Origin of the sequence: Mycobacterium stomatepiae (assembly GCF_010731715.1) — a bacterium.
In the GTDB taxonomy this organism is placed as follows: domain Bacteria; phylum Actinomycetota; class Actinomycetes; order Mycobacteriales; family Mycobacteriaceae; genus Mycobacterium; species Mycobacterium stomatepiae.
In genome coordinates this window covers 1,273,029-1,299,193 of record NZ_AP022587.1, presented here as the reverse complement: position 1 = coordinate 1,299,193, position 26,165 = coordinate 1,273,029, and the positions used below count along the sequence as shown (strand labels likewise).

The following is a 26,165-nucleotide window of genomic DNA, read 5'->3' as shown; positions in this document are numbered from 1 at the left end:
CGCGTGGCGGGTTTGTTGTGGATTGCTCGACTTCATTTGCTGGCGAGGACTACGGTCATCGCATGAAGCGGCTTTCGAGTGTTGATGCGGCGTTTTGGTCTGCGGAAACTGCGGGCTGGCATATGCATGTCGGTGCGCTGGCGCTGTGCGATCCCAGCGGTGCGCCCGAGTACAGCTTTCAGCGACTTCGCGAGCTGCTGATCGAGCGGCTGCCGGAGTTGCCGCAGCTGCGCTGGCGGGTCAGCGGAGCGCCGCTCGGGCTGGACCGGCCGTGGTTCGTCGAGGACGAAGAACTCGACGTCGACTTCCACATCCGCCGCATCGGGGTGCCGGCGCCCGGGGGCCGTCGCGAGCTGGAGGAGCTGGTCGGCCGGCTGATGTCCTACAAGCTGGACCGCACCCGGCCGCTGTGGGAGCTCTGGGTGATCGAAGGCGTCGAGGGCGGCCGGGTCGCGACGCTGACCAAGATGCACCACGCGATCGTCGACGGTGTCTCCGGCGCCGGGCTGGGTGAAATTCTGTTGGACGTCACGCCGGAACCCCGCCCGCCGCAACAGGAGACGGTGGGATCGCTGGTCGGAGTCAAGGTTCCGGGGATCGAGCGGCGTGCGGTGGGCGCGCTGATCAACGTCGGCGTCAAGACGCCGTTCCGGATTGCCCGGCTGGTCGAGCAGACGGTGCGCCAGCAGATCGCCGCGCTGGGTCTCACCAGCAGGCCGCCGCGTTTCTTCGAGGCGCCCAAAACCCGCTTCAACGCACCGGTTTCGCCGCATCGGCGGGTCACCGGCTGCCGCGTCGAGCTGGCCCGAGTCAAGGCCGTCAAGGACGCCTACGGTGTCAAGCTCAACGACGTCGTGCTGGCGCTGGTGGCCGGCGCCGCCCGCGAATATCTGCAGAAACGCGGCGAACTGCCGGCCAAACCGCTGATCGCGCAGATCCCGGTGTCCACCCGCACCGGCGCGGACAAGGACGACATCGGCAACAAGATCAGCTCGATGACGGCGTCGCTTGCCACCGACATCGACGATCCCGCCGAGCGGTTGCGGGCCATCCACGAGAGCACGCAAAGCGCCAAGGTGATGGCCGAGGCGCTGTCGGCGCATCAGATTATGGGACTCACCGAGACGACCCCGCCCGGGCTGCTGCAGCTGGCCGCGCGCGTACACCGCCACCGGCCTGTCCCGAAACCTGGCCCCCGCTCAACCTGGTCGTGTCGAACGTTCCCGGTCCGCCCATGCCGCTGTACATGGCCGGGGCGAAGCTGGAATCGCTGGTGCCGCTGGGCCCGCCGGTGATGGACATCGCGCTGAACATCACCGGCTTCTCCTACCAGGACTCGCTGGACTTCGGTTTCGTGACGACCCCGGAAGTGGCCAACGACATCGACGACATGGCCGACCTGATCGAGCCGGCGCTGACCGAGCTCGAGAAGGCGATCGATCTGGGCTAGTCGGCCCGGCCGGCTGCCGCCCGGCTCAGTTCTCGAGCAAGTCGGCTCGCCCCTGCCGAGCCGGTAAATCCGCAGGCCGTCACTCGCACTTTGGCTGCGGACTTACAGGTTCGGCGAAAACGCGGCCGCTAGTCGCGGGGTAGGTAGGTCGTCGCGTACACCCAGGACAAGAACCGCGCCACGGCCTCGGCGGATTTGTGCGCGCGGGGGGAACCGAAGATGTCGAACGCGTGCTGCGCGTTCGGCAATTCGGCGTAGGCGACCGGCGACTTCGACACCGAACGCAGTTCCTCGACGAACTCGCGCGCCTCGACGACCGGGATCAGCGAGTCGTCGGTGCCGTGCAGCACGAAAAACGGTGGCGCATCGGCCCGTACGTGCCGGATCGGCGATGCGTCCAGATAGAGCTCCCGGTTGGCGCTGAGTTTCTGCTTGACGACCAGCTTTTCCAGCACCTCGACGAACTGGGCGCGGCCGCTGGCCTCGGTGGAGAACCAGTCGTAGCGGCCGTAGAACGGGACGGCCGCCACCACCGAGGTATCGGCCTCCTCGAAGCCGGGCTGGAACTGCGGGTCGTTCGGGGTCAGGGCCGCCAGCGCGGACAGGTGGCCACCGGCCGAACCGCCGCTGATGGCAACGAAATTCGGGTCTCCGCCGTAGTCCGCGATGTTCTCCTTCACCCATGCCAGCGCGCGCTTGACGTCGACGATGTGGTCGGGCCAGGTGTGCACGGGCGAGACCCGGTAGTTCATCGACACGCAGATCCAGCCGCGCGAAACCAGATGCGCCATCAAGGGATACGCCTGCGGTCGGCGCCAGCCGATCATCCATGCGCCGCCGGGAACCTGCAGCAGCACCGGCGCCTTGCCGTCGCGCGGCAGGTCGCGGCGGCGCCAGATGTCAGCGAGGTTGGACCGCCCGTGCGGACCGTACCGCACGATGTTCTCCTTCTCGACAAAGCGGCGGCGGGCCACGGTGGTGCGCAGGGGCGGGTTTCGCCGGCCCCGGCGGGTCGGCTCGGCGGGCAGCGCCTTGAGTTCTTCGGCGTAGTCGGGGCCCAGCTGTTCGGTCAGGCCGCATTCCAGCACCGGGCCCGGGGTCGTGGCGCCCCGGTAGCCGATCACCCCGAGGATCGCCCAGGACGCGGCCGTCAGCGCCAGCGCCGCTTTGCCTTTCGGCCCGGCGAAGTCCCCGCGCCGGGCGCGGCGTGCGGCATCCAGCATCGAGACGCCGGCGTACAGGCCTGGCACTTCCGAGGTCGGCCAGCCGAACCAGAACACCGCGATCGAAGCGTAGGGATTGCGGGTGACCGGCCGTAATCCGTTGGCGGCGTTGAGGAGTTCGGTCGCCGCGCGCAGCAGCGGTCTACGCCGGCGCATCAGCCGCTCACCCGGGCTTGCAGTTCGGCGCGCAGGATCTTGCCGGTGCTGCCGCGGGGCAGTTCGTCGAGAATCGAAATCTCGCGTGGCACCTTGTAATTGGCGAGGTTGTCGCGGACGTGTTGTTTGAGGGTTTCGGGCGTGACTGCCGAGCCCGGCCCGAGCACCACGAACGCCGCCAGCCGCTGACCGTACTGTTCGTCGTCCACGCCGATCACCGCGGCCTCGGCCACCTCTGGGTGCGCGGCAAGCGTCTTCTCTACCTCGATCGGGCAGATGTTCTCGCCGCCGGAGACGATCATCTCGTCGTCGCGCCCGACCACGAACAGCCGTCCGGCCTCGTCGAGATAGCCGACGTCGCCCGACGACATGAACCCGGCGTGGAAGTCTTTGGTGGTGCCGGAGGTGTAGCCATCGAACTGGGTGTCGTTGCGCACGTAGATGGCGCCGACCGCGCCGGTGGGCATTTCGTTGAATTCCGGGTCCAAGATCCGGATCTCGGTCCCGCCGGCCGGCTTCCCCGCGGTGTCGGGCGCGGCGCGCAGATCCTCCGGCGTGGCCGTCGCGATCATGCCCGCCTCGGTCGCGTTGTAGTTGTTGTAGATCACATCGCCGAACTGATCCATGAACGCGGTGACCACGTCGGGCCGCATCCGCGAACCCGATGCCGCGGCGAAGCGCAGGGACCGGCCGCTGTAGCGGTTGCGGACGTCATCGGGCAGTTCCATGATCCGGTCGAACATCACCGGGACGACGGCCAGGCCGGTCGCCTGATGGCGGTCGACGAGGTCCAGCGTGGCCTCCGGGTCGAACTTGCGCCGGGTGACGATCGTGCACGCCATCGACGCCCCGAAGATCAGCTGCGAGAAACCCCACGCGTGGAACATCGGCGCCACGATCACAACCGTCTCCTCCGCACGCCACGGCGTGCGGTCCAGGATCGCCTTGAGCGTGCCGATGCCGGCGCCCCCGCCAGATTGCTTGGCGCCCTTGGGACTTCCGGTGGTTCCGGAGGTCAGCAGGATCATCTTGCCCTTGCGGTCGATGCGCTCGGGTTGTTCGCCGAGGTGATCGGTGATCAGCTTCTCGACGGTCAGGTCATGCGGTCCGTCAGCCCAGGCCACGATGCGGGTGGCGTCCGGCTTGTCGGCCAGCGCGCGGTCCACCGTCGCGGTGAACTCCTCGTCGTAGACGGCGGCGTCGACGCCCTCGCGGTTGACCACCTCGGCCATCGCCGGCCCGGCGAACGACATGTTGAGCAGCACGACGTCGGAGCCGATCCGGTTGGCGGCGACCAGCGCCTCGACGAAGCCGCGGTGATTGCGACACATGATCCCGATGACCTGCGGCTGGCCCGTGGGCAGGGCTTGCAGCGCGGCCGCCAGCGCGTTGATCCGCTCGTCGAGCTGGCGCCAGGTCAGGGTGCCGAGTTCGTCGATCAGGGCGGGGCGGTCCGGGCAGCGCTGTGCGGCGCCGGCGAAACCCACCGTCATGCCCATGCCCTCGCGGCGCATCGCCGCGGCGATCTTCAGGTAGCGGTCGGGCCGCATCGGGGCGATCATTCCGGCCCGTTGCAGCGTGGCCACGACGCCGAACACGTCGCGAACTTGGTCCAGGGGAGACGGCACGGTTCAGCCCAGAATCGGGAAGCGGCGCTTGGCGGCGAGGTCTTTGAGGGCTTCCTGCATCACCGAGCGCACGTGCTCGTCGACCTCGTCGATGTCGGGGTCCTCGCCGAACTGCGCGGCGATGTCGATCGGTTCCAGCACCTGCGTGACGATCTTGGTGGGCAGCGGCACGTTAGGCGGGACGACCGCGCTGAACCCGAACGGGAACCCGAACGAGACGGGCAGGATCGAGCTGCGCAGCAGCCGCTTGATGCCCAGTCGCTCGGCCAGCCAGGTGCCGCGGGTCAGATAGAGCTGCGTCTGCTGGCCGCCGACGGATACCGCGGGAACGATCGGCACGCCGGCTTCGATCGCGGTGCGGACGTATCCCTTGCGGCCGTTGAAGTCGATCACGTTCTCCGAGGCGGTCGGCCGGTAGGCGTCGTAGTCGCCGCCGGGAAACACCACCACCACGCCGCCGGATCGCAGGGCGCTGGCCGCGTTCTCCCGGTTGGCCCGGATGTAGCCGAGCCGCCGGAACAGCCCACCGGTGACCCCCATGAACAAGATGTCGTGACTGAGCGTGTAGACCGGGCGGTCGTAGCCGAACTTCTCGTAGAAGTCGACGGTGAAGATCGGGACGTCCATCGGCAACATGCCGCCGGAGTGGTTGCCGACCACCAGCGCGCCGCCGGGCGGGAAGGACTCCAGGCCGTGCACCTCGGAGCGGAAATATCGCTTCAAGACCGGGCGCAGCACCCCGATCAGTCGCTGGGTCAGGCCGGGGTCGAACTTGCCGAGCTCGGGATCGTCACTGCCGGTATCGCTCACTTCGCTCACCGATGCCCCCTTTGGCGTCGCTCGAGAGTTCCCGCGTGGAGTCCCTAGATGGTAGCTAGGGCTTTGGATTGAATGGCTAACAGGCAAACACTCGTACCTCGCCGGGCCCGGTCGCGCGCAGTAATTCAGTGGGGGACGACGGGACGGAAGGCGGCCGGCATGGTCGACGTCGCCGCTCGCGTCGCCGGTTGCCGTTTGCGCTAGATATGTCTAGCAAACGGGACTTGGCTTCAGCGGGTGCGCGCCGATTTCGCGCCCGCAGGCATCCTGGCCGGTCTGGCGCCCGGTCGGGTCGTATACGGGCAACGCGGCTTCCCGGCATCGTGGGAGCGCTCGGAACGGGTGAAGTCGGTCACATTTGCCGCGCTCGACGTAATGTGATTGCCCGCCAATATAGTTCGTGGCAGTGTGGCGGAAGCCGTCGGGTCGTCCGGAGCCGGTGCTGCGGGGCACGGCCGCCAATGTCCTATTTAGCCAGGGCCTCTCAGCATCCGAGTTGGTCATTAGCGCCGAGCGGCTGACCTGGGGCCTGATCCGTATTAGCAAGCGCGACCTAGGCTTCCCGCCGAAGCATATGGCGCGCGCCACATTCCGGGAGTTATTGTTAGCCCGCTCCACATCGAAATGTCAGGTGAGAGAGAAACGATGGACTTCGCTGGTTGGTCCGACGAGCCGCATGCACGCCCGCTCGCGTCGCACAGATCGAATGGTGCCCGTGACCGACGCGGGCGTGTGTCTCACGGCGCCGCGGTCCGACCCGGCGCGGGCCATGCTCACCAATCGGGATCGCTGTCCACGAATCGTTCCGCGGAAGCTTTTGATCACGGGGCGGCCGCGGAGACGGCGGATCAGCGCCAGGCCGACTACTTTCTGCGTCTGCTCTCTCAGAACCGCCGCCTGATCGACCAGCGGATCGACGGTTACTACAAGGCGATTGCGGTGGCCGAGGCCAGAGGCGACGCCGAAAGCGCCTGCGTCTTCCGGCGCACCGCGCGCGTAGAGGAACAGGAGCGCAAGGCGCTCGACGGCCTGATCGAAAACCTGCAGCGCCGATTTGTGGTTCAGCCCACATCCGACGGCCCGCGGGGGCCGCACCTCGTGGTCCGCTAGGGCCGCGACGATCTACCGCAATCGCGCCGCCCGCCTCGGCGGGCGCCGTCTAGCTCGAAGTTTGGTTCTCCCGGTTTCGGGACTGTTACCGGCCCAGCAACCGTTGCCATTACTGATCTAGGCTGACGGCCAGGATTAATCGCCGGGCTTCAAGAGGGAGATACACGTGACTGTCCGAGTAGGGATTAACGGTTTCGGTCGGATCGGACGCAATTTTTATCGTGCGTTGTTGGCTCAGCAGGAGCAGGGTGGCGCGGATATCGAGGTGATCGCGGTCAACGACATCACCGACAACAGCACGCTGGCGCATCTGTTGAAGTTCGACTCCATCCTGGGGCGGCTGGCCCACGATGTCAGCCTCGAGGGCGAGGACACGATCGTGGTGGGGCCGGCCAAGATCAAGGCGCTGGCGGTGCGCGAGGGTCCGGCCGCGTTGCCGTGGGGTGAGCTAGGTGTTGACGTGGTGGTCGAATCGACGGGCCTGTTCACCGCGCGCGCCAAGGCGCAGGGCCACCTGGATGCCGGTGCGAAGAAGGTGATCATCTCCGCGCCGGCCAGCGATGAGGACATCACGATCGTGCTGGGGGTCAACGACGACAAGTACGACGGCACTCAGAACATCATTTCCAACGCGTCGTGCACGACGAACTGTCTGGGGCCGCTGGCCAAGGTGATCAATGATGAATTCGGCATCGTCAAGGGGCTGATGACCACGATTCACGCCTACACCCAGGATCAGAACCTGCAAGACGGCCCGCATAAGGACCTGCGTCGCGCGCGTGCTGCCGCGTTGAACATCGTGCCGACCTCGACCGGGGCGGCCAAGGCGATCGGTTTGGTGTTGCCCGAGCTCAAGGGCAAGCTCGACGGGTATGCGCTGCGGGTGCCGATTCCCACCGGCTCGGTCACCGACTTGACCGCCGAGCTGCGCAAGGCGGCCACCGCCGACGAGATCAACGCCGCGATGAAAGCCGCCGCCGAGGGCCCGATGAAGGGCGTCTTGAAGTACTACGACGCGCCGATCGTGTCCAGTGACATCGTCACCGACCCGCACAGCTCGATCTTCGACTCCGGCCTGACCAAGGTGATCGACAACCAGGCCAAAGTCGTCTCCTGGTACGACAACGAGTGGGGCTACTCCAACCGGCTCGTCGACCTGGTCGCACTGGTCGGCAAGTCGCCCTAACCGTGGCCGTCCCAAACCTCGAAGATCTGCTGTCCGAAGGTGTTTCGGGTCGCGCCGTGCTGGTGCGCTGCGATCTCAACGTCCCGCTCAACGATGCCGGTGAGATCACCGACGCGGGCCGGATCACCGCGTCGGTCCCGACGCTGAAGGCACTGTTGGACGCCGGCGCCAAGGTGGTGGTGACCGCGCATCTGGGTCGCCCCAAGGGCGGGCCCGACCCGAAGCTGTCGCTGGCGCCGGTCGCGGCCGCGCTGGGCGAGCAGCTGGGCCGGCACGTACAGCTGGCGGGTGACGTTGTCGGTACCGACGCGCTGGCGCGCGCCGAGGGCCTGACCGACGGTGACATCCTGCTGCTGGAGAACATCCGCTTCGACCCTCGCGAGACCAGCAAGGACGACGGCGAGCGTCTGGCGTTGGCCAAGCAACTGGTCGAATTGGTTTGGCCGGGAGGGGCTTTCGTCTCCGACGGCTTCGGTGTGGTGCACCGCAAGCAGGCCTCGGTGTACGACGTCGCCACGCTGCTGCCACACTACGCCGGCAAGTTGGTGGCCGACGAGATCAAGGTGCTCGAACAGCTGACCAGTTCGACGAAGCGCCCCTACGCGGTGGTGCTCGGCGGATCGAAGGTATCCGACAAGCTGGGCGTGATCGAATCGCTGGCCACCAAGGCCGACAGCATCGTGATCGGCGGCGGCATGTGCTTCACCTTCCTTGCCGCGCAGGGGTATCCGGTCGGCAAGTCGCTGCTCGAAGAGCACATGATCGAGACCTGTCGGAACCTGCTGGAAACCTACGTCGACGTGTTGCGATTGCCCGGCGACATCGTGGTGACCGAGCAGTTCAGCGCAAACTCGCCACCACAGTTCGTGGCCGCCAATGCGATTCCGGACGACCTGATGGGTCTCGACATCGGCCCGGGTTCGGTCAAGCGGTTCGCCGCGTTGCTGTCCAACGCCCAGACGGTGTTCTGGAACGGCCCGATGGGCGTCTTCGAATTTCCGGCCTACGCGGCCGGCACCCGAGGTATCGCCGAGGCGATCGTCGCGGCGACCGGCAAGGGCGCCTTCAGCGTGGTGGGCGGTGGTGATTCCGCGGCCGCCGTGCGGGCGCTCGGGATCCCCGAGGACGCCTTCTCGCACATCTCGACCGGCGGCGGCGCATCGCTGGAATATCTGGAAGGCAAGGAGCTGCCCGGCATTGAGGTGCTGGGAGCGGCCCCAGCCCACCAAGACAAGGGGAGTGAGGACTCTTGAGCCGTAAGCCACTGATCGCCGGCAACTGGAAGATGAACCTCAATCACTTCGAGGCCATCGCGCTGGTGCAGAAGATCGCATTCGCGTTGCCGGACAAGTACTTCGACAAGGTCGACGTCACCGTGCTGCCGCCGTTCACCGACCTGCGCAGCGTGCAGACCCTGGTCGACGGCGACAAGCTGCGGCTGACCTACGGCGCCCAGGACCTCTCACCGCACGAGTCCGGCGCCTACACCGGCGACATCAGCGGCACGTTCCTGGCCAAGCTGGGCTGCAGCTTCGTCGTCGTTGGTCACTCGGAGCGGCGCACCTACCACAACGAGGACGACGCGCTGGTGGCCGCGAAGGCCGCCGCCGCGCTGAAGAACGGCCTGACCCCGATCGTGTGCGTCGGCGAACACCTCGATGTCCGGGAGGCCGGCGAGCACGTCAGCCACTGCGAGAAGCAAGTCCGCGAATCCCTGGCCGGGCTCTCGGCCGAGCAGATCGGCCAGGTCGTGATCGCCTACGAGCCGGTCTGGGCGATCGGCACCGGGCGGGTGGCCAGTTCCGGGGATGCCCAGGAGGTCTGCGGGGCGATCCGCCAGCAGCTGGGTGAACTGGCTTCACCGAAGGTCGCCGACACCGTGCGGGTGCTCTACGGCGGTTCGGTGAACGCGAAGAACGTCGGCGAGATCGTCGCGCAGGACGACGTCGACGGCGGGCTGGTCGGGGGAGCGTCGCTCGACGGCGAGCAGTTCGCGACCCTGGCGGCCATCGCCGCCGGTGGCCCGCTGCCCTGAGCGCTCCGAGCGCCGGTTGCGGCCGGTGCAGCGGTAGCCGGTAAGCTGTCGCTCATGGTTTTGGGCCTACAGATCACCCTGGTGGTCACCAGCATCCTGGTGGTGCTGCTGGTGCTGCTGCACCGCGCCAAGGGAGGCGGCCTGTCCACGCTGTTCGGTGGCGGCGTGCAGTCCAGCCTGTCCGGGTCCACGGTAGTGGAAAAGAACCTGGACCGGCTGACGGTGTTCGTGGTTGGCATCTGGCTGGTGTGCATCATCGGCATGGCCCTGCAGATCAAATACAAGTGACGTTGCTCAAGTAGCAGTCACCCGTTGACCGCTCGGCGGGCGCACCACACGATCCGCACCGATACTGGAACGCATGGTTGAGGTCTCCGAGCATGTTTCCGAGCCCGTTTCTGAAGCCGCGCTGGCGCCGATCGGTGCCGTGCAGCGGACCCGGGTGGGTCGCGAGGCGACCGAACCGATGCGCGCCGATATCAGAATGCTCGGCACCATCCTCGGCGACACCGTGCGTGAGCAGAACGGCGACGACGTGTTTGACTTGGTCGAACGCGCCCGGGTGGAATCCTTCCGGGTACGCCGCTCCGAGATCGACCGGGCCGAGATCTCGCACATGTTCGACGGCATCGACATTCATTTGGCGATCCCAATCATCCGGGCGTTCAGCCACTTCGCGCTGCTTGCCAACGTCGCCGAAGACATCCACCGCGAACGTCGCCGCCATGTTCACGTCGACGCCGGCGAACCGCCGCAGGACAGTAGTCTGGCCGCCACTTACGCGAAACTGGACTCCGCAGAACTGGATTCGGCCACTCTCGCCGAGGCGCTCAAGGGCGCGCTGGTTTCCCCGGTAATCACCGCCCACCCCACCGAGACCCGCCGGCGCACCGTCTTCGTCGCTCAGCACCGGATCACCGAGCTGATGCGCCTGCACGCCGACGGTCGCCGCGAGACCAGCGACGGCCGCAGTATCGAGCGCGAACTGCGCCGTCAGGTCCTCACGCTCTGGCAGACCGCACTGATCCGGTTGCACCGGCTGCAGATCACCGACGAGATCGAAGTCGGCCTGCGGTACTACCAGGCCGCGCTGTTCGAGGTGATCCCGCAGGTCAACGCCGACGTTCGGGACGCGCTGCGGGCCCGCTGGCCCGATGCCGAACTGCTTACCGCGCCCATCCTGCGGCCCGGCTCGTGGATCGGGGGCGACCGTGACGGCAACCCGAACGTGACCGCCGCGGTGGTGCGGCTGGCCACCGGCAGCGCCGCGTTCACCGCGTTGGCGCACTACCTGTCCGAGCTCACCGACCTCGAGCAGGAGCTCTCGATGTCGGCGCGATTGATCAGTGTCACAACCGAATTGACCACGCTGGAGCAGAGCTGCCCGGAGGAGGCCAGGGGCGACGAGCCGTACCGGCGCGCCGTGCGGGTGATCCGCGGCCGGCTCAGCGCAACCGCCGCCCAGATCCTGGACGACGAACCGCAGTACCTGCTCGACCTGGGCCTTGCGCCCTATGCCACGCCGGACGAACTGCGCGCCGACCTCGACATCGTCGACGTTTCGCTGCGCACCCACGGCAGCGCGCTGCTGGCCGAGGATCGACTGGCGTTGTTGCGAGAGGGCGTGCATGTCTTCGGGTTTCACCTGAGCGGTCTGGACATGCGACAAAACTCGGAGGTGCACGAGGAAGTGGTCGCCGAGCTGTTGGCCTGGGCCGGGGTGCACCCCGACTATCGATCACTGCCGGAAGACGAGCGCGTCGAGCTGTTGGCCGGCGAACTGACCACCCGGCGCCCACTGCTCAGCGACCGGGCGCGGCTATCCGAGCTGGCCCACCAGGAATTGAGTGTGGTCGAGGCCGCCGCGTACGCCGTCAAGCGGTACGGTCCGGCGGCGGTGCCCAACTACGTCATCTCGATGTGTCAGTCCGTCTCCGACGTCCTGGAAGCCGCGCTGCTGCTCAAGGAAACCGGACTGCTGGATGTCTCCGGGCCCGAACCCTATTGTCCGGTCGGCATTTCCCCGCTGTTCGAGACGATCGACGACCTGCACAACGGCGCCGAGATTCTGCACGCGATGCTGGAGCTCCCGATCTACCGGGCGCTGGTGGCCGCCCGTGGCGACAGCCAGGAGGTGATGCTTGGCTACTCCGACTCGAACAAGGACGGCGGTTATCTGACCGCCAACTGGGCGGTGTACCGAGCCGAGCTGGCGCTGGCCGAGGTGGCCCGCAAGACCGGAATTCGGTTGCGGCTCTTCCACGGTCGCGGCGGTACCGTCGGCCGGGGCGGCGGACCCAGCTATCAGGCCATCCTCGCCCAGCCGCCCGGCGCCGTGAACGGTTCGCTGCGCCTGACCGAGCAGGGCGAGGTGATCGCGGCCAAGTACGCCGAACCGATTCTGGCGCAACGGAATCTGGAAAGCCTGGTGGCGGCGACGTTGGAGTCGACGTTGCTGGACATGGAGGGTCTCGGCGCCACGGCCGAGCCGGCCTACGCGGTGCTCGAAGAGATCGCCGCGCTGGCCCGCGACGCCTACTCCGAATTGGTGCACGAAACCCCTGGTTTCGTCGAGTATTTCAAGGCCTCCACACCGGTCAGCGAGATCGGGTCGTTGAACATCGGCAGTCGGCCGAGCTCGCGCAAGCCCACCGAGTCGATATCGGATCTGCGCGCGATCCCGTGGGTGCTGGCTTGGAGCCAGTCGCGGGTCATGCTGCCCGGCTGGTACGGCACGGGATCGGCCTTTGCGCAATGGATCGCGGCCGGCGAGGAGGATGAGCGGGTAGCCATCTTGCACGACCTGTACGAGCGATGGCCGTTCTTCCGCAGCGTGTTGTCCAACATGGCACAGGTGCTGGCCAAGAGCGACCTGGGCCTGGCGGCGCGGTACGCGGAGCTGGTCGCGGACGAATCGTTGCGCCACAGGGTGTTCGACAAGATCGCCGACGAGCACCAGCGAACCATCGCGATGCACAAGCTGATCACCGGTCACGATGACCTGTTGGCCGACAACGCGGCGCTGGCGCGTTCGGTATTCAACCGCTTCCCCTACCTGGAGCCGCTGAACCATTTACAGGTGGAGCTGCTGCGGCGCCACCGCTCGGGCGACGACGACGAATTGGTGCAGCGGGGGATTCTGCTGACGATGAACGGATTGGCAAGCGCGTTACGTAACAGCGGATAACGGGCATAGGTCAGGGGGTGGGCGCCCACTCCGACTCGACGTCATCCGAGGAAACGTGGGCTGTCACCCCGACCCGGGTAGCCCAGAACGAGGTCTTCGAGCGGCTGGCACGCGCCGGGTTCGTCGTGAGCGGGCTACTGCACCTGCTCGTCGGCTACCTCGCTATCCGCATGGCCTTCGGCGAGAGCGGTACCGCCGACCAAACCGGGGCGCTGGCCACGCTGGCGAGCAAGCCAGGCGGCCCCGTCGCGCTGTGGTTCGCCGCCGCCGCGCTTCTGGTGCTGGGCTTGTGGCGGCTGGTCGAAACCGCCCTCGGCCGATCCAGCGACCAGCGGAATGACGACGGGTCGAGCCCGACGGATCGGGTGAAAGCCTTCGCGCTCGCGGTGGTTTACCTCGCACTCGCATACTCCGCATTCGGTTTCGCCCGGGGCGCCGGAAAGTCTGCCGGCCAGCAGAATTCGACGCTCAGTGCGCGCCTGATGCAGAGCGTGGCCGGCACCGTTGTGCTGGTGCTTTGCGGCGTAATCGTCGTTGCGGTGGGCGGCTACCACGTCTACAAGGGCGCCAGCCGCAGTTTCGTCGACGATCTGAAAGGAAAGTCGGGCAACGTGGTGCGGCGCTTGGGCGTTGTCGGCTATATCGGGAAAGGAGTGGTGATTGCCGGCGCCGGCGCGTTGGTGATCCTCGCAGCGCTTCGCTCCGAGCCGGAGAAGGCGACCGGGCTGGATGGGGCACTCAAGACGTTGGGCGCCCAACCGTACGGACGGGTGCTGCTGATCGTCGCCGGTTTGGGGATCGTCACCTATGGCTTGTACAGCTTCGCGATGGCCCGGCTCACCAAGATGTAGCGGCTCAGCAGACTTTCACGTAGTCGACCCGGCACGGTCCGGCCGCCCGCGCGACGCCGCCGATCTGGGCTGGAACGGGTTGCGGATGCATCCTGCAGTGGGGCGTCATCCGGTAGGTGCCCAGCAGCTGAGTCATCGCCGCCGTCACGGCCGTCTACCGCGGCGCCCGGATCCGCAGCCGGTCCACCACGCCGCGGACCGCGTGCTCGGTCATCGACAGCGGTGACATGACCGTCTCGCCCACGCTCACGATGTAGTCGATGCGCTTGACGATCGACTCCACCGGCTCGACCACCGCGATCAGCCGCTTGGCGAGCTCGTCGAGGCTTTCCAGGGTTCCTTCTAGGTGGTCCAGGCCGCCCTCCAAGCGCTCGACCGTGCCGTTCAACCGGGTCAGGGAGCTGCTCAGCTCGTTCATGGTCTTGCCGAGGCTGTCGAGGACGTCCTCGACCTGCTCGACCGTCTTGTCGGCGTTCAGAGCCGCCTGAGTGAGCGTCTTGATCCGGTTTCGCTCAGGCCCGTTGCGCACCGTTCTGTCTGCCATGACGGTAATTATGACCAGAACTCGGGGGAAGAAAACCACTAGAGCCTGCTGGCCTTTGACCGACTCCGGGACCATCACCGACTACGGCGCTCTCACGATCGACAACAGCGAATTCGGTTCCATCGACTCCGGCGGAACGGTCACCCTCAACGCCGGCGGTACCATCACCGTCCAATCTGGCGGCACCCTCACCGTCGACCCCGGCGGAACCCTAGAGATCAGCCCCAGCGGCTATCTGTCCCTCGACGGTGGCACGCTGACCAACGGCGGCACCTTGAACGTCGACTCCGGCGGCTACCTGGCCATCAGACCCGAGGGCACCTTGATCGACTCCGGTCACATCACCATCGAGGCCTACGGTGGCAACATCACCAACGCCGGCACCATGACCGTCAACTCCGGCGGAACCGTCGACATCCAGGTGGGCGCCTATTTCACCACCGAGGACGGTGCCACCCTCGCCAACTAAGGCGGCATCACCGTCGAGAACGCCGGCACGTTCAACTGCTACGGCGGCGTCGCAGACTACGGCACCATCAACATCCAGTCCGGCGGCAACTTGTACGGCTTGGGCAACGGGTCCTACATTGTCGAGTCCGGTGGCACCCTCTCCGACCAGACTGGCGGCAGCATAACCCTTTACGACAGCAGCGCCCTCACGGTCCGAGAGCGGTTTCCTCGACGTCAATACCACCTTCACCGATGCCGGCACGGTGACCGTCAACTCGGGTGGCGCCGTCCTGGTCGAATCCGGCGCCACCGTGACCGACTCCGGCATCTTCACCGACGCCGGCACCGTCACCGTCGACTCGGGCGGCACCTTCCAAGTTACCTCCAGCGGCACCTTCATCATCGACACCGGTACGCTCACAGTCGATTCCGGGGGCAGCGTGCCCGTCTCCTCGGGGGGCATCCTCAGCATCGGGAGTAGCGAAGTCGTCACTGTCTCCACCGGTGGCACTTACGGGCCCACCGGCATCACCGGTCAGGTCGTCATATCGCAAGCGGCCGACCCGGCGTGGCACAACACGTCATAGCCGAATTGCCTGCGCTACCGCAGTTTTGACCGGAACTCGGTCCGAGAAACCCTGCTCACTACCCGGCGGGCAGCTTGGCGGCGGCGTCCTCGTCGAGCAGCCAGAGCGTCGTCTCGAGCCCGACGGCACCCGCGGCCGGGACGTCGACTGGCTGGGCGCCGCCGATGGCCGCGGCGGCCGCCTCGCCCTTGGCTGCGCCGGAGACCAGCAGCCAGACCTCGCGGGAACGCCGGATGGCCGGGATCGTCAACGTGATTCGTTGTGGCGGCGGCTTGGGGGAGTCGTCGACGGGCACCACCATCCGGGTGGTCTCGCGCACCGCCGCGGTGTCGGGGAACAGCGAGTTGATGTGGCCCTCGGGACCCATGCCCAGCAGGTGGACGTCGAAATTCGGTACCTGCGCGCCGGGTTCGGCGTTGGCCGCCAGCAGTTGCTCGTAGGCCAGTGCCGCGGCGGCGAGGTCGCTGCCGAATTCGCCGTCGCTGGCGGCCATCGGGTGCACGTTGCTCGACGGGATGTCGATGTGATCGATCAGGGCTTCTCGGGCCTGCTTCTCGTTGCGCTCGCCGTCGGCTAAAGGGACATAACGCTCGTCACCCCAGAAGAGGTGGACCTTCGACCAGTCGACCTGGTCGGCGTGGGCGCGCAGATACTTCAGCAGCCCGATGCCGTTGCCGCCGCCGGTCAGCACGATCTGGGCGCGCCCGCGCGCCGCCACGGCGGCCGCGATGGTCTCGACCAGCCGGCGGCCCGCAGCCTCGACCAGGCTTTCGCTGTCCGGGAAGACTTCAACTGTTGTGCTCACGCGTATTGCACCTTATCGATTCCTTCGAGCGCACTGAAGTAGACCTCGTCGGGGTCCAAGCGGCGCATGTCTTCGGCCAGGCATTCGCGGGTTTCCCTGCGCGCCAACGGAACCAGCGCGTCCGGTCGCCCGGTCCGGCTCAGCGTGGCGGTCGTCCCCTCCTGCGGCCTGCTCAGGGTGATGGTTTCGCTCTTGCGCACCAGTTCGACCTTGAGTTCGCCGACCTCCCGGCGCACCGGCCCGTCGATCCGGCTGGCCAGCCAGCCCGCCAGCACGTCGAGCGAGGGTTCGGTGCGCAGCCCGGACACCAGCGCCGACTCGATTTTCTCGTGCGGCTTCTGGTCGACCGCGGAGGTGAGCAACGCCCGCCAGTACGTGATGCGTGCCCAGGCCAGATCGGTGTCCCCGGCGGTGTATCCGGGCAGCCTGCCCTTGATCACCGACAGCGGGTCTTCGGTGTTGGTCGCATCGGTGATGCGCCGAATCGCCAACTTGCCCAACGGATCCTGTGCGGGAACCAAGGGGGCGACGTCGGGCCACCACACCACGACCGGGATGTCGGGAAGCAGGAAGGGGATGACGACGCTGGCCGAGTGACCGGATAGCGGGCCGGACAGCCGCAGCACCACGACCTCCCCGGCGCCGGCGTCGCCGCCGACCCGGACCTGGGCGTCCAGGCGCGCGTCGCGGCCGTCGGTGTCTCCGGCCGCCACGACCAGCACCCGGCTCGGGTGCTCGTGGCTGGCGGCGTTGGCCGCCTCGATGGCCTCTTCGAGCAGAGTGTCGTTGTCGGACTTGATGATCAGCGTCCCGACCCGGCCCATCATGACCACGCCGGCCTCTTCGCGCAGTGCGTCGAGCTTCTTGTTGACCGCGGTGGTGGTGGTGTCGAGCAGATCAACGATCATCTGCGGCGCTCCTTTGCATCAGCGTCGCGCGGATCACGGCCGCCGCCATTCGCGGACGGTCCGCCGCAGCATTTCATCCGCCGAGGCAGGACCCCAGGTGCCCGCCTCGTACGGATCGGGCTTCCCGCCCGCTGCCCAATGATCGAGGACGGGATCGAGTATCTGCCAAGCCAATTCGACCTCCTCGTTCACCGGGAACAGCGACGGCTCACCCAGCAGCACGTCCAGGATCAGCCGTTCGTAGGCTTCAGGGGAGTCTTCGGCGAACGCCGAGCCGTAGGAGAAGTCCATGTTGACGTCGCGGACCTCCATCGCGCCCGGGACCTTGGAACCGAACCGCAGCGTGATGCCCTCGTCGGGCTGCACCCGGATCACCAGGGCGTTCTCGCCCAGCTCGTCGGTCATGGTGGCATCGAACGGCAGATGCGGGGCACGTTTGAAGACCAGCGCGATCTCCGTCACCCTGCGGCCCAAGCGTTTTCCGGTGCGCAGGTAGAACGGCACGCCGGCCCAGCGGCGGGTGTCCACCTCGAGCGTGATGGCCGCGAAGGTCTCGGTGGTGGACTCCTTGGAGAAACCGTCCTCGTCCAGCAGCCCCACCACCTGCTCGCCGCCCTGCCAGCCGGCCGCGTATTGGCCGCGGCTGGTCGTCTCGTCGAGCGGCTGGGCGAGTTGTACGGCCGAGAGCACCTTAATCTTCTCGGCTTGCAACGCTTTCGCGTTGAAGCTGACCGGCTCCTCCATCGCGGTGAGCGCCAGCAGCTGCATCAGGTGGTTCTGGATGACGTCGCGGGCCGCGCCGATGCCGTCGTAATAGCCGGCGCGCCCGCCCAGCCCGATGTCCTCGGCCATCGTGATCTGCACGTGGTCGACATAGTGCGCGTTCCAGATCGGGTCCCAGAATTGATTGGCGAACCGCAGCGCCAGGATGTTCTGGACCGTCTCCTTGCCGAGATAGTGGTCGATGCGGAACACCGACTCCTCCGGGAACACCGAGTTCACCACGTGGTTGAGGTCGCACGCGCTCTTCAGGTCGTGGCCGAACGGCTTCTCGATCACGACCCGGCTCCATCGGTCCTCTTGCGGGCGGGCCAGCCCGGAGGAGTGCAGTTGTTCGCACACCACCGGGAACGACTTCGGCGGAATCGCCAGGTAGAAAGCGTGATTGCCGCCGATACCGCGCTCGGCGTCGAGCTTGTCGAGCGTCTCGGCCAGCCGCCCGAACGCGGCGTCGTCATCGAAGGCGCCCGACACGAACCGCAGTCCCTCGGCCAGCCGCTCCCAAATGGCCTGCCGAAAGGGGGTGCGGCAGTACTGCTTGACGTCGTCGTGGATTACCTGGGCGAACGCATCGTGATCCCAGTCGCGGCGGCCGAAGCCGACCAGCGAGAAGGTCGGTGGCAGCAACCCGCGGTTGGCCAGGTCGTAGACCGCGGGCACCACCTTCTTGTGCGCCAGGTCGCCGGTGACGCCGAACAGCACCATGGCGCACGGGCCGGCGATCCTGGGGAGCCGCTTATCGTCCTCGTCCCGCAATGGATTACGCCATTGCGCGCCATCAGCGCCCGCCGTCATTTGGAAAGAGAGCTCAGCTGTTTCTGTGTCTCGTCGAGCAACTCGGTCCACGATTCGACGAACTTCTCCACGCCTTCGTTCTCCAAGACCAGGAACACGTCGGTCACGTCGATGCCGATCGCAGACAGCTTGTCGAACACGCCCTTGGCCTCCTCGGCGGTGCCGCGGATGGTGTCACCCGTAATGACACCGTGGTCAGCGACGGCGTCAAGCGTCTTCTCCGGCATGGTGTTCACCGTGTTGGCGGCGACCAACTCGGTGACGTAAAGGGTGTCGGAGTAGTCCGGGTTCTTCACGCCGGTCGAGGCCCACAGCGGGCGCTGCACCCGGGCTCTGTCGGCCTTGAGGGCCTCGAAACGCGCGCCGCCCTCGAAGACCTCCTGGTAAGCCGCGTACGCCAGTCGGGCGTTGGCGACACCGGCCTGCCCACGTAGGTCGAGGGCCTCGGACGAACCGATCTTTTCCAGTCGCTTGTCGATCTCGGTGTCCACCCGGGAGACGAAAAACGATGCCACCGAATGGATCTTGGACAGGTCGTGTCCGGCCTCGCGGGCCTTCTCCAGGCCGGCCAGGTAGGCGTCCATCACCTCGCGGTGCCGTTCGACGGAGAAAATCAGCGTGACGTTGACCGAAATCCCTTCCGCCAGAGTCGCGGTGATGGCCGGCAGGCCGGCCTTGGTGGCCGGGATCTTGATCAGCAGGTTCGGCCGGTCGACGATTTTCCACAGCTCGACGGCCTGCGCTGAGGTCTTGTCGGTCTCGCCGGCGAGCCTGGGGTCCACCTCGATGGACACCCGGCCGTCGATTCCGTCCGAGGATTCCCATTGCGGCGCAAGCACATCGCATGCGGTGCGCACGTCGTCGGTGGTGACGGTGCGGATGGTGGCATCCACGTCGGCACCGCGCTCGGCCAATTCGGCGATCTGGCCGTCGTAGGAGTCGCCGTCGGCAAACGCCTTCTGGAAGATCGACGGGTTGGTGGTCACGCCCACGACGCTCTTGGTGTCGATCAGCTCCTGCAGGTTGCCGGACTGCAGCCGGTCCCGCGACAAGTCGTCAAGCCACGCGGATACACCCGCGGCGCTCAGCGCGGCGAGGTTGGGGTTCTGGGTCATGTCAATCAGCCTTTCTCAGTTATCGACTACTTCTTCCGCAGCGGCAGCGACGGCCTCCGCGGTGAAGCCGAACTCACGGAACAATGTCTTGGCGTCGGCGGATTCGCCGTAGTGCTCGATCGAAACGATCTTTCCGGTGTCGCCGACGAGCTTGTGCCACGGTTGCGCGATGCCCGCCTCGACGGCCACCCGCGCCGAGACCGACGGCGGCAGCACGCTGTCGCGGTATTCGGCCGGCTGCGACTCGAACCATTCCACGCAGGGCATCGAGACCACCCGCGCGATGATGTCCTTGTCCGCCAACAGCTTTGCGGCCTCCACGGCGAGCTGGACCTCGGAGCCGGTGCCGATCAGAACGACGTCGGGCTCCTCGCCTCCGGCATCGCCCAGGATATAGCCTCCGCGGGCGACACCTTCGATGTTCGTGCCGTCGAGCACCGGCACACCCTGACGGGTGAGGATCAGCCCGACCGGGCCGCTGCCGGCTCCGCGGGCGATGACCGTGCGCCATGCGTAGGCGGTCTCGTTGGCGTCCGCGGGGCGCACTACCGAGAGGTTCGGGATGGCCCGCAACGCGGCGAGGTGCTCGATCGGTTGGTGGGTGGGGCCGTCCTCGCCCAGCCCGATGGAATCGTGCGTCCAGACGTAGATGGTGTCGATGTCCATCAGCGAGGCGAGTCGCACCGCCGGGCGCATGTAGTCCGAGAACTGCAGGAAGGTGCCGCCGTAGGCGCGGGTGGGCCCGTGCAGCACGATGCCGGACAGGATGGCGCCCATGGCATGCTCGCGGATCCCGAAGTGCAGGGTGCGACCGTACCAGTCGGCGGTGTAGTCATCCGTCGAAATCGACGGCGGTCCAAACGATTTGACGCCGTCCATGGTGGTGTTGTTACTGCCCGCAAGGTCGGCCGAGCCGCCCCACAGCTCGGGGAGTTTGGCGCCCAGCGCGGTCAGCACCTTGCCGGAGGCGGCGCGGGTGGCCAGCTCTTTGGATCCGGGTTCCCAGTACGGGACGTCGGCGTCCCAGCCGTCCGGCAACTGCTCGGCCGTCACCCGGTCCAGCAGCGCCTTGCGTTCGGGTTCGCGCTGGGCCCAGGCATCGAACTCCGCTTGCCACTTCTCGTGGGCTTCCTTGCCCCGGTCCACGAGCTTGCGGGTGTGGGCGATGACCTCGTCGCGCACCTCGAAGGTCTTGTCGGGGTCGAATCCGAGGATGTTCTTGACGGCCGCGATCTCTTCATCCCCGAGAGCGGCACCGTGCGCCTTGCCGGTGTTCATCAACGTCGGCGCCGGGTAGCCGATGATGGTGCGCAGCGAGATGAACGACGGCTTGTCGGTGACGGCCTTCGCGTTGGCGATGGCCTCCTCGATGCCGACGACATTCTCGCCGCCTTCCACCTGTTGCACGTGCCAGCCGTAGGCGCGATACCGCGCGGCGGTGTCCTCGCACAACGCGATGTTGGTGTCGTCCTCGATCGAGATCTGGTTGTGGTCGTAGAACACGATCAGGTTGCCCAGCTGCTGGACGGCCGCCAGCGAGGACGCCTCGGACGTCACGCCCTCCTCGATGTCGCCGTCGGAGGCGATCACGTAGATGAAGTGATCGAACGGGCTTTCCCCCGGCGCGGCGTCGGGGTCGAACAGGCCCCGCTCGTAGCGGGCTGCCATCGCCATCCCGACCGACGACGCCAAGCCCTGGCCCAGCGGACCGGTGGTGATCTCAACGCCCTTGGTGTGCCGGAACTCCGGGTGGCCGGGAGTCTTGGAGCCCCAGGTGCGCAGCGCCTCGATGTCGGACAGTTCCAGACCGAAACCACCCAGGTAGAGCTGCAGGTACAGGGTCAGGCTGCTGTGCCCGGCAGAGAGGACGAACCGGTCGCGGCCCAACCAGTGCTGGTCGCTGGGGTCGTGGGTCATCGCGCGCTGGAACAGGGTGTAGGCCAGCGGCGCCAGGCTCATCGCGGTCCCGGGGTGGCCGTTGCCGACCTTCTGCACCGCGTCGGCGGCCAGCACTCGCACGGTGTCGACGGCGGCCGAGTCGATTTCGGTCCAGTCGTCGGGGTGGTGCGGACTGGTCAGCGTGGAGATCTCTTCGAGAGTGGTCACAGACTCATCCTTGGGTGGCCGTAAGTCGTAGCGCAGATCAATCTTCACCCTAGTGCGGGAGTGCCAGCGTTTGCAGTGCGGGATTGGGGGTAGTCCCGGGCGCTTCCCCGGATATGACGCCCCGACGTCTCAAAGCTTGCGATCGGTGCCGCCGTCGGGAAATTCTGTGTGAATAGACCCTGGAGGCAGGCCGCGGTGCCAACGCGGCCTACCATCGCGCGTAGTAGATCCTGCGCCCTGCTGCGACCCCGAGGAGTTATTGCGTGAGCGTTCGCGGGCGCCTAGAGCCAACCCGAGCGGCGAGCCGAATACGCGGCACGGTGCTGGCCTACCTAGCGCTGACGAAGCCGCGCGTCATTGAGCTGCTGCTGGTCACCGCGATTCCCGCGATGCTGCTGGCCCACCGTGGCCACGTCGACCCGTTGCTGATCCTCAACACGCTGGTCGGCGGGATGCTGGCCGCGGGCGGGGCCAACACGCTGAACTGCGTGGCCGACGCGGACATCGACAAGTTGATGAAACGGACCGCGCGCCGGCCGTTGGCCCGGGCCGCCGTGCCCACCCGCAATGCCCTGATCCTCGGGCTGGTGCTCACCGTGGGCTCGTTCTGCTGGCTCTGGGGGACGACGAACCTGCTGTCAGGGCTGCTTGCGGTCGCCACGATCGCGTTCTACGTGTTCGTGTACACGTTGCTGCTCAAGCGGCGCACCTCGCAAAACGTCGTCTGGGGCGGAGCGGCCGGGTGCATGCCGGTGATGATCGGCTGGTCGGCCGTCACCGGCACGATCGGCTGGCCGGCGCTGGCGATGTTCGCGATCATCTTCTTCTGGACGCCGCCGCACACCTGGGCGCTGGCCATGCGGTACAAGGACGACTACAAGGCGGCGGGCGTCCCGATGCTCCCCGCGGTGGCGACCGAGCGCCAGGTCACCAAGCAGATCCTGATCTACACCTGGCTGACCGTGCTGGCGACCATGGTGCTGGCGCTGGCCGCCGGCTGGCTGTACACGGCGGTCGCCGTGGTGGCCGGGGTGTGGTTCCTGGCGATGGCCCACCAGCTGTACGCGGGCGTCCGGGCCGGCGAGCCGGTCAAGCCGCTGCGGCTGTTCCTGCAATCGAACAACTACCTCGCGGTGGTGTTCTGCGCGCTGGCGGTCGACTCGGTGATCGCGCTGCCGACGCTGCTCTGACCCGGCTGCCGTAATTCCCTTTGTTGGGATCGGTAGCAAATCGACGCGGGTGTACTGGGCGGGACCGATTCGCATAGCCAAAAGCTATGCAACGCAAAGGTCGCGGCTCAATACTGACTTTCAGCAGCAAAGCCTGCGGAATAGGACTCGACGCCATGTCACACCATCGCACCGTCAAGAAGGTGATCGCCGCAGCATTGCTGTCGGGCGGTCTTGCGCTGTCGGATTTCGGCCTGAGCGTGGCCATCGCCGGGGCACAGCCCGCGCCCAGGCCGCTGGACGCCTGGCCCGGGTGCCCCAACGACCACCCATCGGGGCCGTGCCACTGGTGTCCCGGGCAACCCTTGCCGCCGACCGGTAACCACGTCACCAACCCGGTCGTGTGGGACAACAACATTTGCCACACCTACTACTACTACGTCTACTTCGGGCAAGGCAATGCGGCCCAGAACATTTGGGACGGCGAGAATCCGCCGCCGCCACCTCCACCGCCGCCGCCGGGTCTGATCAACAAAGACAACTGCCAGCAGATCCTCGGAATCTTCTGTCCCAAGGCCTGACGTATTCGCCTAGGGCAGCAACACAATTGAGCCGGCGGTCTTGCGGCCCTGCAGGTCCTGATGGGCGCGGGTCGCTTCGGCCAGCGGATAGCGGTGTCCGACTTCGATGTTGATCGCACCGGAGGCCACCGCCTCGAACAATTCGTCGGCGCGCCAGCTGAATTCCTGGCCGGTGCGCATGAAGTGAGCCAGCGTCGGGCGGGTCAGGAACACCGAGCCGGCGGCGTTGAGCCGCTGCGGGTCCACCGGCGGTACGGGTCCGCTGGCGGCTCCGAACAACGCCAGCGTGCCGCGGACCGCGAGGCTGGCGAGGCTGGCGTCGAACGTGGTTGCGCCGACGCCGTCGTACACCGCGGCGACACCGACACCTGCGGTGAGTTCGCGAATCTGCTGACCGAACTGCGCGGCGTCGTCCGGGTAGGACAGCACCTCGTCGGCGCCGGCCCGCTTGGACAACGCGGCCTTCTCGGGTGTGGAGACTGTGGTGATGACCCGGACGCCGAGCAGGTGCGCCCATTGGCTCAGGATCAGCCCGACGCCGCCCGCCCCGGCGTGCACCAGCACCGCGTCACCGGCTTGCGCCGGATACACCGACTTCAGCAGGTAGTGCGCGGTCAGGCCCTTCAACAGCACCGAGGCGGCCACGTCGGCGCTGACATCGTCGGGCACTTTGGCGGTCAAATGCGCTGGTGCCGTCGCGAATTCGGCATAGGCGCCGGACGCCGCGGCGCAAACCACCCGGTCGCCGACCTGGAAGCCTTCGGCCCCCTCGCCGAGGGCCGCGACGGTGCCGCACACCTCGGAACCGAGGACGAACGGCACCTCGCGCGGGTATTGCCCGGATCGGAAATGCGTATCAATGAAGTTGACACCGATGGCCTCGGCCTTGATCAGCAGCTCGCCGTGGCCCGGCGAGGGTTGTGACGTGTCGACGTAGCGCAGGACCTCGGGGCCGCCAGTTTCACTGACTTCGATTGCGTGCATATGGCTATCATGCTCGGGCATGAAGCTTGCCCGTCCGGACGTCTTTCACCCCCGCATTGTGCTGGCCGGATGTCCCCAGCATCCCCGCGGCCAGGGCGACGATGCGGGGCTGATCGTGGCGCTGCGGCGGCGCGGTCTGCACGCGCGCTGGCTGTCCTGGGACGACCCCGACACCCGCGATGCGGATCTGGTGCTCCTGCGCACCATCGACGACGTCGCCGCCCGGCTCGACGAGTTCCTGGCGTGGACCGCCCGCGTCAAGAACCTGCTGAATCCGCCCGCGGTGGTGGCCTGGAATCTCAGCGCGCGCTACTTCGACGACCTCGAGAAGGCCGGTGTGCCAACGCTGCCGGGTGCGACGGCGCAGTCGGTGTTGATCTTTCTCGGCGGGCAGCAGTCGCACGCTTGGCCGGTCGAGCCCGACTTCGAGGTGTGGGACCTGGGCTACGCCGCTATCGCGGCGGCCGCCGAGCGGGCCGGTGTCGGCCCCGGCGAGCTGCTGTATGCCCGGGTCGACGTCGACGTCGACGTCGACGCGGAGCGGGTCGCCGGGGTCGATCTGGTGGCGCCGCCACTGGGCTGGCGGCGGCTGGAATCCGGCGCCCGAGATCTGGCCCAGCGCGAGTTCGCCCTGGCCGTGGAATCAGCCTGCGAGCGGCTAGGGCTCGGCCCGTTCTCGCATCGAGGCCCATAGCGCAGCGGTCGCGGCGGTGCACGCCGCGGCGCCCGCCACGTGGACGGCAACCAGCGCGGCGGGCACGCCGGTGAAGTACTGCGTGGCGCCGACCGCGGCCTGGGCGCAGACCAGGGCCAGCAGCACGCCCAGCCGCTGCAGGATCGCCCGCGGCGCGCGGACCGCCCACAGGCCGAAGCCCAGCCCGACCAACAGTGCGAGATAGATCTCCAGCAGCGACGAATGCATGTGCACCAGCGTGGTGATCTCGACCTTCAGCCGCGGCACTGTCCGGCTCGGGCTGCGGTCTCCGGCGTGCGGACCGGCCGCGGTCACCAGCGTGCCGGTGACCAGCACCACCGCCAGGTTCACCCCGGTCAGCGCGGTGAGCAGGTGCAACGGCCGGGCCACCCGCTCGTGCACCACCCCGTCGTCCGGCTCGCCGACCTTCACGTACAGCAGCACCGAGAGCCACACCATCGTCATCGACACCAGCAGGTGAATCGCCACCGTCCACCACAGCAACCCGGTGCGCACCGTGATGCCGCCGATCACCGCCTGCACCACCGTCGAGACCGGCATCAGCCACGCGTAGGCCAGCACCTCGGCCCGGCGGCGGGCCCGGTATACGGCGAGCACGGCCAGCGCCGCGGTGACCACCACCGCGAGGCTGAACATCCGGTTGCCGAACTCGACGGCCTGATGCACCCGCGGGACCTCGGCGACGGCGACCGGGACGAAGCTGCCCGGGAAACACTGCGGCCAGGTGGGGCAGCCCAGTCCCGACGCGGTGACCCGCACGATCGAGCCGGTGACGGCGATGCCGCCCTGGGAGACGATCACGGTGGCGGCGATGATCCGCTGGACGCGCAGGCTGGCGTCGGGGAGCAGGTCCACCAACCGCATCAGCACACGTCCGACAGCCATCGCCCGATCGTAGGCCAGCGAAAACTACCGCCCGTAGTACGGGATCGGGTTTGCGCCGACACTGTAATTTCGCAGGCCTGGGCCGGCGTGTCGGCT

General features: G+C 67.2%; 24 protein-coding genes and 1 pseudogene. 14 read left to right on the top strand and 11 right to left on the bottom strand.

The genetic code is table 11. The features are described 5' to 3' along the window. Nucleotides 1-62: 62 nt before the first annotated feature. Nucleotides 63-1,450, top strand: a pseudogene (locus tag G6N54_RS06095) (WS/DGAT/MGAT family O-acyltransferase). 128 nt (nucleotides 1,451-1,578) lie between these two features. On the opposite strand, the gene G6N54_RS06090 reads toward G6N54_RS06095, so the two are convergent. From G6N54_RS06090 to G6N54_RS06080, 3 genes are read right to left on the bottom strand one after another with little or no spacing between them, the layout of a single operon-like run. Further along, nucleotides 1,579-2,829, bottom strand: coding sequence for an alpha/beta hydrolase (locus G6N54_RS06090; protein ID WP_163788997.1), 1,251 nt, complete (start codon nucleotides 2,827-2,829; stop codon nucleotides 1,579-1,581). Continuing rightward, nucleotides 2,829-4,445, bottom strand: coding sequence for an acyl-CoA ligase FadD12 (gene fadD12, locus G6N54_RS06085; RefSeq protein WP_276056306.1), 1,617 nt, complete (start codon nucleotides 4,443-4,445; stop codon nucleotides 2,829-2,831). The genes G6N54_RS06090 and fadD12 overlap by 1 nt, the downstream gene beginning before the upstream one ends. Before the next feature lie 15 nt (nucleotides 4,446-4,460). Further along, nucleotides 4,461-5,276: a lysophospholipid acyltransferase family protein gene (locus G6N54_RS06080; RefSeq protein WP_372513173.1), complete on the bottom strand. Its 816-nt coding sequence runs from the start codon at nucleotides 5,274-5,276 to the stop codon at nucleotides 4,461-4,463. Between the two features lie 237 nt (nucleotides 5,277-5,513). Here G6N54_RS06080 and G6N54_RS06075 point away from each other — a divergent pair, with 237 nt between their 5' ends. The 8 genes from G6N54_RS06075 to G6N54_RS06040 all read left to right on the top strand — a co-directional run bounded on the left by G6N54_RS06075 (nucleotide 5,514) and on the right by G6N54_RS06040 (nucleotide 13,645). Beyond that, entirely contained in the window at nucleotides 5,514-5,657 is a 144-nt protein-coding gene (locus G6N54_RS06075; protein ID WP_163788995.1) for a hypothetical protein, read from the top strand. 351 nt (nucleotides 5,658-6,008) lie between these two features. Then, a complete protein-coding gene (locus tag G6N54_RS06070; protein WP_232073418.1) occupies nucleotides 6,009-6,386 on the top strand; it encodes a hypothetical protein in 378 nt (125 codons plus the stop codon). 166 nt (nucleotides 6,387-6,552) lie between these two features. Further along, nucleotides 6,553-7,572: a type I glyceraldehyde-3-phosphate dehydrogenase gene (gene gap / locus G6N54_RS06065; RefSeq protein ID WP_163788993.1), complete on the top strand. Its 1,020-nt coding sequence runs from the start codon at nucleotides 6,553-6,555 to the stop codon at nucleotides 7,570-7,572. A gap of 2 nt (nucleotides 7,573-7,574) precedes the next feature. Beyond that, complete coding sequence (locus G6N54_RS06060; protein ID WP_163788992.1) at nucleotides 7,575-8,825, top strand: phosphoglycerate kinase; 1,251 nt, start codon at nucleotides 7,575-7,577, stop codon at nucleotides 8,823-8,825. Beyond that, entirely contained in the window at nucleotides 8,822-9,607 is a 786-nt protein-coding gene (tpiA, locus tag G6N54_RS06055) for a triose-phosphate isomerase (RefSeq protein ID WP_163788991.1), read from the top strand. Before G6N54_RS06060 ends, tpiA begins: the two co-directional genes overlap by 4 nt. 54 nt (nucleotides 9,608-9,661) lie before the next feature. Further along, nucleotides 9,662-9,895: a preprotein translocase subunit SecG gene (gene secG / locus G6N54_RS06050; RefSeq protein WP_085221793.1), complete on the top strand. Its 234-nt coding sequence runs from the start codon at nucleotides 9,662-9,664 to the stop codon at nucleotides 9,893-9,895. 73 nt (nucleotides 9,896-9,968) lie between these two features. Further along, on the top strand, nucleotides 9,969-12,794 hold the full coding sequence (gene ppc, locus G6N54_RS06045) for a phosphoenolpyruvate carboxylase (RefSeq protein ID WP_163788990.1): 2,826 nt from the start codon (nucleotides 9,969-9,971) through the stop codon (nucleotides 12,792-12,794). A 17-nt stretch (nucleotides 12,795-12,811) separates the two neighbouring features. Then, nucleotides 12,812-13,645: a DUF1206 domain-containing protein gene (locus G6N54_RS06040; protein WP_163788989.1), complete on the top strand. Its 834-nt coding sequence runs from the start codon at nucleotides 12,812-12,814 to the stop codon at nucleotides 13,643-13,645. 154 nt (nucleotides 13,646-13,799) lie between these two features. Here G6N54_RS06040 and G6N54_RS06035 read toward each other — a convergent pair whose 3' ends face one another. Continuing rightward, nucleotides 13,800-14,198 (bottom strand): ATPase, encoded by a 399-nt coding sequence (locus G6N54_RS06035; RefSeq protein WP_163794544.1) that lies wholly within the window; start codon nucleotides 14,196-14,198, stop codon nucleotides 13,800-13,802. A 46-nt stretch (nucleotides 14,199-14,244) separates the two neighbouring features. Here G6N54_RS06035 and G6N54_RS06030 point away from each other — a divergent pair, with 46 nt between their 5' ends. Next, on the top strand, nucleotides 14,245-14,658 hold the full coding sequence (locus tag G6N54_RS06030) for a hypothetical protein (protein ID WP_163788988.1): 414 nt from the start codon (nucleotides 14,245-14,247) through the stop codon (nucleotides 14,656-14,658). 244 nt (nucleotides 14,659-14,902) lie between these two features. Beyond that, a complete protein-coding gene (locus G6N54_RS06025; RefSeq protein ID WP_163788987.1) occupies nucleotides 14,903-15,226 on the top strand; it encodes a hypothetical protein in 324 nt (107 codons plus the stop codon). Nucleotides 15,227-15,284: 58 nt separating this feature from the next. On the opposite strand, the gene pgl is transcribed toward G6N54_RS06025, so the two are convergent. The 5 genes from pgl to tkt are packed head-to-tail and all read right to left on the bottom strand — an operon-like array spanning nucleotide 15,285 to nucleotide 21,735. Next, nucleotides 15,285-16,031, bottom strand: a complete 747-nt coding sequence (gene pgl / locus G6N54_RS06020; RefSeq protein WP_163788986.1) for a 6-phosphogluconolactonase — start codon at nucleotides 16,029-16,031, stop codon at nucleotides 15,285-15,287. Beyond that, on the bottom strand, nucleotides 16,028-16,939 hold the full coding sequence (gene opcA / locus G6N54_RS06015; protein WP_163788985.1) for a glucose-6-phosphate dehydrogenase assembly protein OpcA: 912 nt from the start codon (nucleotides 16,937-16,939) through the stop codon (nucleotides 16,028-16,030). The genes pgl and opcA overlap by 4 nt, the downstream gene beginning before the upstream one ends. A gap of 33 nt (nucleotides 16,940-16,972) precedes the next feature. After that, nucleotides 16,973-18,514: a glucose-6-phosphate dehydrogenase gene (gene zwf / locus G6N54_RS06010; RefSeq protein WP_163788984.1), complete on the bottom strand. Its 1,542-nt coding sequence runs from the start codon at nucleotides 18,512-18,514 to the stop codon at nucleotides 16,973-16,975. After that, nucleotides 18,511-19,629 carry a transaldolase gene (tal, locus tag G6N54_RS06005; protein WP_163788983.1) on the bottom strand — a complete coding sequence of 373 codons (1,119 nt, stop codon included), beginning with the start codon at nucleotides 19,627-19,629 and terminating at the stop codon, nucleotides 18,511-18,513. Before tal ends, zwf begins: the two co-directional genes overlap by 4 nt. 15 nt (nucleotides 19,630-19,644) lie before the next feature. Beyond that, entirely contained in the window at nucleotides 19,645-21,735 is a 2,091-nt protein-coding gene (gene tkt, locus G6N54_RS06000) for a transketolase (RefSeq protein WP_163788982.1), read from the bottom strand. Nucleotides 21,736-21,998: 263 nt separating this feature from the next. Between tkt and G6N54_RS05995 the strand changes: the two genes are divergently transcribed. Together G6N54_RS05995 and G6N54_RS05990 are read left to right on the top strand one after the other, a co-directional pair. Then, on the top strand, nucleotides 21,999-22,925 hold the full coding sequence (locus G6N54_RS05995) for a heme o synthase (RefSeq protein ID WP_163788981.1): 927 nt from the start codon (nucleotides 21,999-22,001) through the stop codon (nucleotides 22,923-22,925). 155 nt (nucleotides 22,926-23,080) lie between these two features. Continuing rightward, nucleotides 23,081-23,485 (top strand): hypothetical protein, encoded by a 405-nt coding sequence (locus G6N54_RS05990; protein WP_163788980.1) that lies wholly within the window; start codon nucleotides 23,081-23,083, stop codon nucleotides 23,483-23,485. A gap of 9 nt (nucleotides 23,486-23,494) precedes the next feature. Here the strand turns inward: G6N54_RS05990 and G6N54_RS05985 are convergent, their stop codons facing one another. Next, nucleotides 23,495-24,469, bottom strand: coding sequence for a quinone oxidoreductase family protein (locus G6N54_RS05985; RefSeq protein WP_163788979.1), 975 nt, complete (start codon nucleotides 24,467-24,469; stop codon nucleotides 23,495-23,497). 19 nt (nucleotides 24,470-24,488) lie between these two features. Between G6N54_RS05985 and G6N54_RS05980 the strand changes: the two genes are divergently transcribed. Further along, nucleotides 24,489-25,163, top strand: a complete 675-nt coding sequence (locus tag G6N54_RS05980; RefSeq protein WP_163788978.1) for an ATP-grasp domain-containing protein — start codon at nucleotides 24,489-24,491, stop codon at nucleotides 25,161-25,163. Here the strand turns inward: G6N54_RS05980 and G6N54_RS05975 are convergent. Further along, nucleotides 25,128-26,087, bottom strand: a complete 960-nt coding sequence (locus G6N54_RS05975) for a COX15/CtaA family protein (RefSeq protein ID WP_372513245.1) — start codon at nucleotides 26,085-26,087, stop codon at nucleotides 25,128-25,130. The two genes, G6N54_RS05980 and G6N54_RS05975, sit on opposite strands and share 36 nt — an antisense overlap. Nucleotides 26,088-26,165 lie beyond the last annotated feature (78 nt).